The 12,993-nt window shown below is 62.9% G+C and carries 9 protein-coding genes; 7 read left to right on the plus strand and 2 right to left on the minus strand.

Annotated elements, in window-relative coordinates:
• The 3 genes from EN914_RS07675 to EN914_RS07685 form a co-directional block, all read left to right on the plus strand.
• Positions 1-387 (plus strand): ABC transporter permease (locus EN914_RS07675; protein ID WP_164778680.1); only part of this gene is annotated, 387 nt, incomplete at its 5' end.
• A gap of 51 nt (positions 388-438) precedes the next feature.
• Entirely contained in the window at positions 439-1,491 is a 1,053-nt protein-coding gene (locus EN914_RS07680; protein WP_013532920.1) for a substrate-binding domain-containing protein, read from the plus strand.
• A gap of 101 nt (positions 1,492-1,592) precedes the next feature.
• Complete coding sequence (locus EN914_RS07685; protein ID WP_024502580.1) at positions 1,593-2,438, plus strand: acyl-CoA thioester hydrolase/BAAT C-terminal domain-containing protein; 846 nt, start codon at positions 1,593-1,595, stop codon at positions 2,436-2,438.
• Between the two features lie 53 nt (positions 2,439-2,491).
• On the opposite strand, the gene EN914_RS07690 is transcribed toward EN914_RS07685, so the two are convergent.
• Both EN914_RS07690 and EN914_RS07695 read right to left on the minus strand, forming a co-directional pair.
• Complete coding sequence (locus EN914_RS07690) at positions 2,492-4,546, minus strand: bifunctional aldolase/short-chain dehydrogenase (protein WP_024502581.1); 2,055 nt, start codon at positions 4,544-4,546, stop codon at positions 2,492-2,494.
• A gap of 91 nt (positions 4,547-4,637) precedes the next feature.
• The gene (locus tag EN914_RS07695) at positions 4,638-5,603 is read right to left on the minus strand and encodes a sugar-binding transcriptional regulator (RefSeq protein ID WP_013532917.1); all 966 of its coding nucleotides are present in this window, start codon (positions 5,601-5,603) and stop codon (positions 4,638-4,640) included.
• A gap of 191 nt (positions 5,604-5,794) precedes the next feature.
• Between EN914_RS07695 and EN914_RS07700 the strand changes: the two genes are divergently transcribed.
• From EN914_RS07700 to EN914_RS07720, 4 genes are all read left to right on the plus strand, one after another.
• Positions 5,795-7,435, plus strand: coding sequence for an acyl-CoA synthetase (locus tag EN914_RS07700; protein ID WP_024502582.1), 1,641 nt, complete (start codon positions 5,795-5,797; stop codon positions 7,433-7,435).
• Between the two features lie 455 nt (positions 7,436-7,890).
• A complete protein-coding gene (locus EN914_RS07710) occupies positions 7,891-8,496 on the plus strand; it encodes a TetR family transcriptional regulator (RefSeq protein ID WP_013532915.1) in 606 nt (201 codons plus the stop codon).
• A 56-nt stretch (positions 8,497-8,552) separates the two neighbouring features.
• Entirely contained in the window at positions 8,553-9,704 is a 1,152-nt protein-coding gene (locus EN914_RS07715) for an efflux RND transporter periplasmic adaptor subunit (protein WP_024502583.1), read from the plus strand.
• 198 nt (positions 9,705-9,902) lie between these two features.
• Positions 9,903-12,993, plus strand: a 3,091-nt coding sequence (locus EN914_RS07720) for an efflux RND transporter permease subunit (protein WP_164778681.1), incomplete at its 3' end; no start/stop codon positions are given.

Genomic DNA, 12,993 nt, shown 5'->3' on the forward strand with positions numbered 1-12,993 from the left:
ATGTATGCCGTCGGCAGCAATGAGCGCGCCGCCGAACTCGCCGGTGCGCCTGTCAAGGCATACAAGATCTGGGCTTACGTCATTTCAGGTGTTTTTGCCTCGATCGGCGGCATTTTGCTCGCTGCCCGGCTTGGACGCGGCGACATCGCCTCGGGTAATAATCTGCTGCTCGATGCGGTTGCCGCGGCGCTGATCGGCTACGCGGTGCTGGGTGCCGCCAAGCCGAATGCGTTCGGCACCGCCATCGGCGCGCTGTTCGTCGGCATCTTGCTGCAAGGCCTGACGATGATGAACGCGCCTTACTACACGCAGGATTTCATCAAGGGCGTGGTTCTGGTCGTCGCCCTTGTCTTCACCTTTGCGCTTTCGGGCAGGGGCAGGAGATAGCTTTCGACCGGAACAGGATTTTCGAGTTCAACAAGAGTGGAGGAAAACAAAGTGAGCATTACAAGAAGACTTCTGGGGAAGGTGGCGCTCGGATTGGCCGGCGCAACCATGCTGATGCAGTTTCCGGCTTTTGCCGCGGACAAGCCGGCGCCCTTCGACAAGCCCGGCGTCAAGATCGCGCTGGTGCGCTATCTCTCGACCGGCGACTTCTTCCAGGCCTATCTCTCGGGCGTCGAGGCGCAGTCGAAGGCGCTCGGCATCGACCTGCGCGTCCTCGACAGCCGCCAGGATGCGGCTCTTCAGTCCGACATGGTCGATCAGGCCATCGCGCTCGGCGTGCAGGGTATCATCATCCAGCACGGCCTGACCGAATCGATGAAGGACGCCGCGCAGCGTGCGGTCGACGCCGGCATCAAGGTTGTGGCCTTCGACGTCAATGTCGAAAACCCCAAGATCCCGCAGATCGAACAGTCCGATCGCGACCTGGCCCGCCTCGCGCTCGAGCAGGCGGTCAAGGACAATGGCGAGAGCTGGAATGCCGGCTATGTCTATGTCGCCGGCATCGCGCCGCTCGACCGCCGCAACGAGACCTGGGTTGACGTCAAGAAGAAATATGCCGGCATCAAGGAAGTCGCGATGTTCGGCACGCTCGACAATCCGATCGCCAACTCCGTCGCCAACCAGGCGCGTTCGGTGCTGACGGCGCATCCCGACATCAAGGTGATGTTCGCTCCCTATGACGAATTCGCCAAGGGCGTGAAGATCGCTGTCGACGAAGCGGGCTTGAACAAGGGCATCAAGATCTATTCGGCCGACATTTCGACCTCGGACATCGCTGCGATGCGCGAGCCCGACAGCGCCTGGGCTGCGACCGCCGCGACCAATCCGGCCGTCGTCGGCCAGGTCTCGGTGCGTGCGCTGGCACAGCTGCTGGCCGGTGAAGATCCGGGCCACAACGTCGTCGTGCCGCCGACACTGATCACCCAGAAGGACCTCATCGACAAGGACATCAAGAACATGGAGGACCTGTCGGCCAAGCTGCCGCAGTTCGCCCACGCCGATGTCGCGATGCCGGCCTGGATGCCGAACCCGAACGCCAAGTAACTTTCGCAATCGAAGGCCGCCTGCAGCCGCTTGCTGCAGGCGGCCTTTTTGCCGAATATCTGCAGCCGGCGCCAGGCTCCGGCCCAAGGTTCGGTGCGTATATGGAAGCTCAGGCGGCAATCGAGGAAAACCTATCCGGCGCCGTCGCCGGAACCTTGTTTCGATGCCCGCAGGCCACCACGGGTGTCGTGGTGTTGGGTGGGTCGAGTGCCCGCGTCGATGTTGGGCGCGCACGGCTCTTTGCAAACGAGGGCTCGTCGGCTTTGGCCCTGCAATGGTTCGGCGGTGAGGGCCAGCCTCCCGGAATATGCGAAATTCCCCTCGAAACCTTCTTCGCGGCAACCGATTGTCTCCTTGAAACAGGATGCCACCGCATCGTCTATGTCGGCACATCCAAGGGTGCCGAGGCCTCACTGCTTGCGGCGGTCCATGACCCGCGCATCGACGCTGTGGTCGCCATCAGCCCGTCATCGGTGATTTGGGGAAATATTGGTGCTGGCCGGGATGGCGTCAGCTGGCCTGAACGATCCTCATGGTCGCTCGACGGAATCCCCCTGCCGTTTGTGCCGACGGATCCAAACTGGACACCAGAATACGTGGATGGCTTGGTATCCTACAGGGGACTCTTCGAACATTGCTTGAAAACCTCCAGGCAGGAAGCGGCTGCGGCGACCATCCCCGTTGAGACGGCATCGGCCGAGATCCTGCTGGTCGCAGGCGGCGACGATGCGCTGTGGCCCTCCCTATGGTTCGCGACAGAGATTGTTCGGCGGCGCAGCGAAGCAGGCAAGATCACACATCTCGTGTCATCGCCGGATGCGGGGCATCGCATTCTCTTGCCTGGCGAGAACACACCACGCTCGACATTGCATGCACATGGCGGCAATGACGAGGCCGAATCACGGTTGGGCAGAATGGCGTGGGAAGGCATCCGAGAACTGCTGTAGCTGCAGATCCCGAATACTTTCGCCTGTTTTGCGTCAGTCTCGGCCGGTTTTCCCTACCGCAGCGCTGCCGCGATATTGCCGCCGTCGACGGTCGTCACGTCGGCGGTGGTGCGGTCGGCCAGCGCATGATGCAGGAAGGCCTGCGCCACGTCCTGCGCCGTCACTTCCTGGCCGAGCAGATTGCCGGACATGTAGTCCTTCTCCGACACGCCGCGCGCGCCTGAGCGGCTGGCGATCATGGCGTCGGTCAAGAGGCCCGAGCGGATACGGTCGGCGTTGACGGCGTTCGAGCGGATGCCATGCGCGCCATAGTCGAGCGCGTACTGCCTGGACAGGAACAGCGTCGCCGCCTTCGGCACGCCATAGGCGCCGAACTTCGGGCCAGGGTTGACCGCCTGCTTGGAGGTGTTGAACAGAAGCACGCCGCCGGTGCCCTGTTCGAGCATGATGCGCACGGCGTTCTGCGCCACCGACTGGTGGGCGAAGAAATTGAGCTCGAAACTCTTGCGCAAAAGCGCATCGTCGAGCTCGCCGATGCGGCCTTCCCAGGCAGCGCCGGCATTGGAAACCAGGATGTCGACACCGCCGAACACGGCGACCGCTTTGTCGAAGGCGGCACGCACCTGTGCCGGGTCGGTGATGTCTGCGGCGACGCCGATCGAATTGTTGCCGGCTTTCTTCGCTGCATCGGCGGCTTTTTCGGCGTCGAGATCGACGACGACGGCATGGGCGCCATTGTCGGCGAACAGCTTTGCCGTCGCTGCACCGATCGCGCCGGCACCGCCGGTGATCAGCACCACCTGGCCGGTCAGCGGCTTCGGCTTGTTGGAGGCGAGCTTGGCCTGTTCCAGCGACCAGTATTCGAGCGGGAACAGGTCGGCCTTGGAAAGCGGATGGAACCGGCCGACGGCCTCGGCGCCACGCACTGCCTCGATCCACATCTCACCGACATCCGACGCGATCTTCGCGTCCTTCAGGGTGCGGCCGTGGCCGAACATGCCGAGGCCGGGCACCAGCGTCAGCCGCGGCATCTGGTCGAGCATGGTGCGCTTGACGTCGTCGAGCGCATCGTTGGTTTCGAAATAGGCGCGATAATCCTTGGCGAACGCGTCGACATGGCTCTTGATCACCGCCTTGTAGTCGCCGGCCTTGTCCGCGTCGGGCGCCGGCAGCGCCATCGGCCCGGTCTTGATGCGGATCGACAGATCGGGCGTCGAGACGCCGCGCCCGGCATAATCGGCGATCTCGGCTGAATTGATGAAATCGACAATTGCCGGCGAAGTGCGGAAATCGCTGACCATTCGGTCGAAGCGGCCTTCGCCGCGCGCTACCGCCACCGCGCCGCGCAGCATCGGCGCGATCGACGCCGGCGTCGCGAGCTTTGCCGGCAAGGCTGCCTTTGCCGCCTTCGGCTTGCCGCTTGCGGCAATATAGTCCTCGGCGACGTTCACATAATGGATCATCCGGTCGTAGGCCTGCTTCGCATCGTCGCCGAAGGTGAAGATGCCATGCTTGTCGAGGATCAGGCCCTCGACGTCAGGATCGGCGTCGAAGATGTCGGCAGCCGCCTTGGCGAGGTCGAAGCCGGGCATGATGTAAGGCACGTAACCCATCTTGCTGCCGAAAACCGTCTTCACCAGCGGCTTGGAGTCCTCCTGGTCGACGATGGCGAGAATGGCGGTCGAGTGCGTGTGGTCGACGAATTTGTGCGGCAGGAAGGCATGCAGCAACGTCTCGACCGACGGGTTGGGCGAGGACGGATCGATGAGGTTGACGCGTTGCAGGGCAACCATGTCCTCGTCGGCCAGCCTGTTCAGCGCGCGCGCCTTGAGCAGCGGCTTGAGCTTGACCGCCGGCAGGCCCTGCGGCTCGATGACGCCCATGTCCCAGCCGCTGCCCTTGACGCACAGCACGTCCCACTGGTCGCCGACGAGGTCGGTTGCCGTCGTCTTGCAAGAAGTGTTGCCGCCGCCATGCAGGACCAGCCGTGGTTCGCCGCCGAGCAGCCGGGTCGTGTAGACGCGCAGCGCCAGGTCGCGGCCGACACCCTTTTTCGCGTAGTCGGCGACGAGTTTTTCGGCTGCTTCGTCATTCCACAAATTCTTCATGTTCGCTTCGTCCGGTTGTTTGTCTTTGATGGTGAAACAGGAATGCCGCGACGCTTTGATGACAATGCGCCGGCGACGGAGAGGGGATTTCCTAGGAGGCCTTTTCTGTCGTGGCAGCAGCATGATCCAGGAGCCGCTGCGCCATGTGCGCGCCGACCACCAGATGCGTGCAAAGGCCGCCGGCGATCGCCGCGAGCAGCGGTTCGAACTTGCTGTCCTCCTGCACCACCACCAACCGCCTGGCGATGGCGCGCAGCGATGCAAGCTCGGCGGAGATCACCCGCCTGTTATAACTGCAGTCGAGCACCTTGCCCTCGGCGTCTATGATCTGCCCGGCAATCACGCCGGCAGCGCCTTGGCTGCGCAGATCCGCCATTTCACTTGGCGTCAGCGCGCCGCATTTGACCAGATGGCTGTCGGCGTCGACCGCGCCGACCGAGTATAACGCCAGGTCGCATTCGCCGACACCCGACAATTGTTCCCGGATCACCGGCTCGGCACGCAGCGCACGCGCAAGTTCTTCCGTAGACAGCACCAGCGGCGCGTAGAAATTGAGCCCTTTGGCGTTGAGCCGCCGCGCGATCTCCATAGTGCATTGGTCGGGGCGATAGGAATAGGGCGCGCCGAGATTGCCGCAGAGCTGCACCACCGTGACATCCTGCAGATCGGCATAGGACATGACGTCGGCAATCATATAGACGGTGCGGCCCCAGGCAACGCCGATGCGGTCGCCCTTCTTGACCAGTTCGAGAAAGACGCTCGCCGCCAGCACGGCGATTTCCGTCGACGGGTCGGCAATATGATCATTCTCCGGCGCGATCCAGACGGCGTCGAGGCTCAGCGCATCCTCGAGCTTGCGCGCCAGCACGTCGTCGGTGAAAAGCTGGGTCGAAGTCGAGATGTTGACGATGCCGGTCTCGCGCGCCTTGCGCAGGTACATGGCGACCGAGGCACGGGAAATGTTAAGCTGGCTCGCCACCTGGTCCTGCCGCAGGCCATGGGCATAGTAGAGCCAGGCGGCCTTGTGGATGAGTTGTTCTGCCGGTCGGATCGCCATGCCGTCTCCTCAGCTGACATTATTCACGGCTCTCGACAAAAGTCAAACTGGGCAGAGGTATGCGATGCTCCCGCTTGCGCCGAATCTGGTTCATCATTGTGCCGAATGCGCTCCGTCGTGGCATCGTTTGTGGTGACGCGGCCCAAGCCTGTGATTAGAACGTCTGAAAGAAAATCGCGGGGGAGCATGGGATGGGCAATCCTTACGAACAGGATCTCGACAAGAACGCGGCCAACCATCAGCCGCTGACGCCGCTCACCTATCTGGAGCGCGCGGCCAAGACCTATCCCGACCATATCGCCATCATCCATGGCCGCCAGCGCATCGACTATCGCACTTTCTGGCAGCGGTCGCTGAAGCTTGCCTCGGCCCTTCAGAAGCGCGGCATCGGCAAGGGCGACACCGTCACCGTCATGCTGTCAAACACGCCGCCGATGCTGGAGGCGCATTTCGGCGTGCCGATGACCAAGGCGGTGCTGCATTCGCTCAACACCCGCCTCGATGCGGCGGTCATCGCCTTCCAACTCGATCATGCCGAGACCAAGGTGCTGATCGTCGACCGCGAATTCTCCGGCGTCGTCAAGCAGGCCCTGGAACTGGCCAGGGTCAAGCCGCTGGTCATCGACTATGACGATCCCGAATACGCCGCCGACGCGCCGTACCCAAAGGGCGAGCGGGTAGGCTCACTGGACTATGAGGCATTTGTCGCAGGCGGCGACGCGGACTTCGCCTGGTCGATGCCCGACGACGAGTGGGATGCGATTTCGCTCAACTACACGTCCGGAACGACGGGCAATCCGAAGGGCGTCGTCTACCACCATCGCGGTGCGGCCCTGATGGCCTACACCAACACCATCCATGCCGGCATGGCCAAGCACGCGGTCTATTTGTGGACGCTGCCGATGTTCCACTGCAATGGCTGGTGCTTTCCTTGGACGCTCGCCGTCCAGGCCGGCACCCATGTCTGTCTGCGCTGGGTGCGGCCGAAGCCGATCTACGATGCGATCGCCGATCAGGGCGTCACCCATCTGTGCGGCGCGCCGGTCGTCATGTCGGTGCTGATCAATGCCAGGGACGACGACAAGCGCGCATTTCCGCAGACGGTCACTTTCAACACGGCTGCAGCACCCCCGCCGGAAGCCGTGCTGTCGGGGATGGCGGATGCCGGCTTTGCCGTCACCCATCTCTACGGCCTGACCGAGACCTATGGCCCGGCGGTCGTCAACGAATGGCACGGCGCCTGGGATGATCTCGAAAAGGGCGAGCGCAGCGCCAGGAAGGCGCGGCAGGGCGTGCGCTATGCAGCGCTCGAAGGCCTGACGGTCATGGACCCCGAGACGATGCGGACGACACCGGCCGACGGCGAGACAATCGGCGAGGTCATGTTCCGCGGCAACATCGTCATGAAAGGCTACCTGAAAAACCGCAAGGCGAGCGACGAAGCCTTCGCCGGCGGCTGGTTCCATTCCGGCGATCTCGGCGTCATGCACCCCGATGGCTACATCCAGCTCAAGGACCGCTCCAAGGACATCATCATCTCCGGTGGCGAGAACATTTCCTCTATCGAGGTCGAGGACGCGCTCTACAAGCACCCGTCGGTTGCCTCTTGCGGCGTCGTCGCCAGGCCCGACGACAAATGGGGCGAAGTGCCTGTTGCCTATGTCGAGCTGAAACCCGGCAAGGTCGCGACCGAAGCCGAGATCATCGATCACTGCCGCGCGCTGCTTGCCCGGTTCAAAGTGCCGAAGGCGGTCATCTTCGCCGAAATCCCGAAAACCTCGACCGGCAAGATCCAGAAATTCCGGCTACGCGAGATGGCCAAGGGGGCTTAGCTGCATCGCCACCCATGCTTCGCCTCGACAATTTGTCGCGGGCTTCGTCATCCTAGGGTATAGCAGTCGCGAAGCGACGTCGCGGAAACCCCTGGAGCTGCTCCGCAGCCCCAGGGATCCATGCCGTGACCTTGCGGCCGAGCTCCGACAGTCGAGAATGGCGGCTGCAGGCTACAGCTCGCTGACCGGTGTAAACCTGTTGATCCGTCGCACTCTTTGACCAACGTCGCGGCATGGATCCTAGGGTCTGCGCCGCGTCGCTTCGCTCCTTGCTTCGCCCTAGGATGACGAATTCATCAGGGCCAGCCGCTAACGGCGATCGTCGATTCCACCTTCTCACTGTCACCATCTGTCACCATTCGTACGTGTATACCGAATCCGCATTGACAGGTCCTTCTTTTCGATTTACGAGTGATGAAAATCAAAATTCGTCACTCGTAAATCGATAGAGGATCATGTCCGAAGCCGCCACCATAGTCGCCGAAGCCGCCCGACAGGAAAATGTAACGCGCATTCTCGATTGCGCCGAGCGCCTGTTCCGGCACTATGGCTACGGCAAGACCAATGTCGCCGACATTGCGCGTGAGCTCGGCATGTCGCCGGCCAACATCTACCGTTTCTTCGCCTCCAAGGTCGAAATCCACCAGGCCGTCTGCGGCCGGATGCTCGGCGCCAGCTACAAGATGGCCTACGAGATTTCGCGCCTGCCGATCAGCGCCGAGGAGCGGCTCCGGCGCTACGTGCATGCGCAATACAAGATGACGATGGAGGTCATGCTCGACGACCAGAAGGTCCACGAGATGGTCATCGTCGCCCTCGAACGGGATTGGGGTGTGATCGACAAGCATGTCGACAGCATTCACGACCTGTTCGCGGAAATCATTCGTGACGGGATCGAGGCCGGTGAGTTCAGAAAACAGGATCCGGTTATCGCGTCTCGCTGTTTCGGCGCCGCGACCGTCATCCTGTGTCATCCGCAGATGGTGGCGCAATGCCTTGCCAAGACCAACCGGGCAATGCCTGACGACCTCGTCGACTATGCAATCAAGGCCTTGAAGTAGCCTCCGCCCGCCGGGCGCCGGTTTCAACGATTCATCTCCATTTCGGGAGTACGCGCGTGTCTTCGTTCAGTTCAATCATCGGCAGGTTGCCGGCTGTAGGCCCGGTGCTGCTTGTCACCGCCACTCTCGGGCTTGCCGGCTGCAGCCAGGAAAAAGCCGAAGTCAAGGATATCATCCGCCCGGTCAAGGTTGTCGAGATCGCGAAGGTACATGACACCCGCACGCTCTCCTATTCCGGGTCGGTGAGGGCCCGCACCGAGAGCGCTCTGGCATTCCGCGTCAATGGCAAGATCACCGAGCGCCTCGTCGATATCGGCCAGCATGTGGCCTCGGGCGATGTGCTCGCCCGCATCGATCCCATTGACTACGACCTTTCGGTCAAGAGCGCGCAGGCAGCGCTCGATGCCGCCGAGCGGCAGGTCGAGACCGTGGAACTCGCCCGCAAGCGTGCCGAGCAGCTTTTTGCCAAGAATTTTGCCCCGAAATCACAGCTCGAACAGGCGACCTTGACCTATGACCAAGCGGTCGCCACCCGTGATTCCGCCCTTTCGACACTGGCTCAGGCGAAGAACCAGGTCGGTTATACCGATCTCAAGGCCGACAGGGATGGCATCGTCACCACGGTCAGCGCCGACGTTGGCCAGGTGGTCGGTTCCGGCACGCCGGTTGTCACTGTCGCTGTCGACGGCGAAAAGGAAGTGCTGATCGCCGTCCCCGAAATGGAAATCGCCGAATTCAAGGCGGGCAAGGCGGTCAAGGCGGGCTTCTGGTCGGATGATGCGCTGGCGCTCGACGGCAAGGTCCGCGAAGTCGCCGGCAGCGCCGATCCGCAATCACGCACCTTTGCCGTCCGCGTCAGCCTGCCCAACGATCCGCGTGTGCTGCTCGGCATGACCGCCAGCATCGAAGCCACGGCGGCCAATGAGCGGCAGCTGGTCTCGATCCCCCTGAGCGCACTGGCCGAGCAAGGCACCCAATCGATCGTCTGGACCGTTGATCGTGGCGCCGACACCGTTCATGCTCGTCCGATCAAGGTTGCCGAGTTCGCCGCCGATGGCGTGCGTGTCGCGGAGGGTTTGAAACCCGGCGATGTCGTGGTCGCCGCCGGCACGCAATTCATGACCGAGAACCTCAAGGTGAAGCTCGCCGGTGATACGGCGCTGCAATCGGCATCCGCGGCGGACGGCGACGCCAAGCAGGTGCGCTGACGACAGACAACCGGCTGCGCGTTCCCGCAGCCGCTGGTTTCCGGGCGGCAGGCGCCCGACCGAGACGCTCGATTGATGTAACCCCACATCGATTTCGCGTCCCACCGCGATGAGTGCTTCTCCGCTGGGAGAGCCTTGCCGCCCGGAAGCCACTACGAACCCTCGATTTTGTTGCGCTAGATAGATGGACCAGCGTCGATGACCAATTCCACGGAAGAGAAGCGGCCCTTCAACCTGTCGCGCTGGGCAATCGGCCATCCCGCCATTGCGCGGTTCCTGTTCGGCCTGATCATCATTTCCGGCGCGCTCGGCCTGATGCGCATGGGCCAGAAGGAAGATCCCGATTTCACCTTCCGGGTCATGGTCGTCCAGGCGATCTGGCCGGGCTCCTCGATCCAGGAGATGGAAGACCAGGTCGTCAACAAGATCGAACGCAAGCTGCAGGAGACGCCGCATCTCGATTTCGTGCGCTCCTTCACCCGCGCCGGCAGCGCCATCATCACCGTGCAGATCAAGGGCGACACCAACACCGCCGAGGTGACCGACGCGTTCTACCAGGTGCGCAAGAAGGTCGGTGACATTGCCGGTGACTTGCCACAAGGTCTGCTCGGCCCCTATTTCAACGACGAATTCGGCGACACCTTCATCACCCTGCATTCGATCAGCGGCGACGGCTTCAGCTATCCCGAGCTGAAGAAGTTCGCCATCCAGGCGCGCGACATGCTTTTGACGACGCCCGGCGTCGAGAAGGCCGTCATCATCGGCGACCAGCCTGAAAAGCTCTACATCGACGTCTCGTCCAAGGCCCTGGCCGAACGCGGCCTGACGCTGACCGATCTGCAGAATGCGATCAAGGGACAGAACAATGTCGACCCGGCCGGCTCCGTCGATACCGGCACCAACTCGGTGCGCATTTCCGTCGAGGGCGATGTCGGCAAGGTCGAGGATATCAGGAACCTGCGCCTGCGCGCCGGCGGTCAGGTCACGAGGCTGGGCGACATCGCCACGGTGAGTTCGGGGTTGCAGGATCCGTTCCAGCGAAAGTACCGCTTCAACGGTCACGACAGCGTGCAGTTGGGCGTCGTCATGGCCAAGGGCTTCAAGGTTACCGATGTCGGCAAGGATGTCGAGGCCACCTACAAGCGCTTCGAAGAGGCGCTGCCCTACGGCGTTGCGGTCGACCAGATCTCCGACCAGCCGGGCGTCGTCACCGATGCGGTGGCGGAGTTCATGCATGCGCTTGGCGAAGCGTTGCTGATCGTGCTCGTCGTCTCGTTCCTGTCGATCGGTTGGCGTTCCGGCCTGGTCATCGCCATCGCCATCCCGCTGGTGCTGGCCGCGACCTTCGCCATCATGTACGAGCTCGGCATCGACCTGCAGCGCATCTCGCTCGGCGCGCTGATCATCGCGCTCGGTCTTCTGGTCGACGACGCGATGATCGTCGTCGAGATGATGGAGCGCAAGCTGGAGGAGGGAATGGTCAAGGTCGAGGCGGCGAGCTTCGCCTATTCCTCGACCGCCTTCCCGATGCTGACCGGCACGCTGATCACCACGGCCGGCTTTATTCCGGTCGGCTTCGCGGCCTCGACCGCCGGCGAATATGTCCGCACGCTGTTCTATGTCGTCGGCATCGCGCTGATCGTCTCCTGGTTCGTCGCGGTCTATTTCACGCCATGGCTCGGCAACATGATCCTCAAGCAGCGCAAGCATGCCGGCAGCCATCACGATGTCTTCGACACGCGTTTCTACCGCCGGCTTCGTGCCACCGTCAGCTGGGCCGTGCGCCATCGCATCATCGTCCTGGTGATGACGCTGGTCACCTTCGGCACCAGCCTGTGGGCTTTCCAGTTCATTCCGCAGAACTTCTTCCCGCAATCGTCGCGGCCGGAAATCCTCGTCGACCTTTGGCTGCCGGAAGGCACCAGCATCAAGGAAGTCGAGGCGCAGGCCAAGGCGCTCGAGACCAAGATGATGGACGACAAGGACAAGCGTTTCATCGCCACCTATATCGGCGAGGGCGCGCCGCGCTTCTTCCTGCCGCTCGACCAGCAGCTGAGCAACCCCAACTTTGCCCAGTTGCTCGTCATGGCCAATGACGAACCGGCTCGCGAGCGTCTGATCGTCAAGTTGCGCACCGTTCTGGCGCAAGACTTCCCGTCCATCCGTGCCAAGGTCGATCGTCTGTTCCTCGGTCCGCCGACCGGCTGGCCGGTGCAGATGCGCGTCATGGGGCCGGATCGCCAGGAGGTGCGCCGCATCGCCGACCAGGTGAAGGCGAAGTTCCGTGAAGATCCGCTGCTTGGCGCCGTGCATGATGACTGGCTGGAGCCGGTTCCGGCGATGAAGCTGGTCATCGACCAGGATCGTGCCCGCGCACTCGGCGTCACCTCGCAGCGCATCCGCCAGATGCTGCAGGCGACGATGTCCGGCGCGCCGCTCGACGACTTCCGCGACGGCGAGGAGACGGTGTCCATCGTCGCCCGCGAGCCGAATGCCAGCCGCAGCCTGCTGTCCTCGGTCGACTCGGTCTATATCCCGACCGACTTCGGCGGTTTCGTGCCGCTGTCGCAGGTGGCCAAGGTGGTGCCGGTGCTGGAGCAAGGCATCGAATGGCGCCGCGACCGCCTGCCGACCATCAGCGTGCGCGCCACCTTGCCCGACGGCGTGCAGTCCAACGACGTCGTCACCAAGATGTACAACGACATGAAGGACCTGCGTGCGGGTCTGGCGCCCGGTTACAAGATCGAAATCCAGGGCGGTGCGGAGGATTCGGCGGAAAGCCAGGCTTCGATCGCCGCCAAGGCACCGATCATGCTGGCCGTCATTGTCGTGCTTTTGATGATCCAGCTGCAGAACTTCGGCAAGGCGATGCTGGTGCTGGCGACCGGTCCGCTTGGCATTATCGGTGCTGCCGCGGCACTCCTGATCAGCGGTGCGCCGTTCGGCTTCGTCGCCATTCTCGGCGTCATCGCGCTGCTCGGCATCATCATGCGCAACTCGATCATCCTGGTCGACCAGATCGACCAGGACATCGCCGCGGGCATGGACCGCTACGAGGCCATCATCGGTTCGGCCGTTCGCCGTTTCCGGCCGATCACGCTGACGGCGCTGACGGCGGTGCTGGCGCTGATCCCGATCTCGCGCGGCGTCTTCTGGGGTCCGCTCGCCTACGCCATGATGGGCGGCATCCTGGTTGCCACGGTGCTGACCATCCTGGTCCTGCCGGCCGGTTACGCCCTGTTCTTCGGCCGGGAGCCGAAGAAGCGCGGGGCGGAGGGACGGACGGACG

The organism is Mesorhizobium sp. M7A.F.Ca.CA.001.08.2.1, from assembly GCF_003998455.1.
Classification (GTDB): Bacteria; Pseudomonadota; Alphaproteobacteria; order Rhizobiales; family Rhizobiaceae; genus Mesorhizobium; species Mesorhizobium ciceri.

Coding starts and splice junctions, on each gene's coding strand:
- EN914_RS07710 (WP_013532915.1), top strand. CDS start 7,891: ATGTCCGAAGCCGCCACCATAGTCGCCGAAGCCGCCCGACAGGAAAAT.
- EN914_RS07690 (WP_024502581.1), bottom strand. CDS start 4,546: ATGAAGAATTTGTGGAATGACGAAGCAGCCGAAAAACTCGTCGCCGAC.
- EN914_RS07695 (WP_013532917.1), bottom strand. CDS start 5,603: ATGGCGATCCGACCGGCAGAACAACTCATCCACAAGGCCGCCTGGCTC.
- EN914_RS07700 (WP_024502582.1), top strand. CDS start 5,795: ATGGGCAATCCTTACGAACAGGATCTCGACAAGAACGCGGCCAACCAT.
- EN914_RS07685 (WP_024502580.1), top strand. CDS start 1,593: ATGGAAGCTCAGGCGGCAATCGAGGAAAACCTATCCGGCGCCGTCGCC.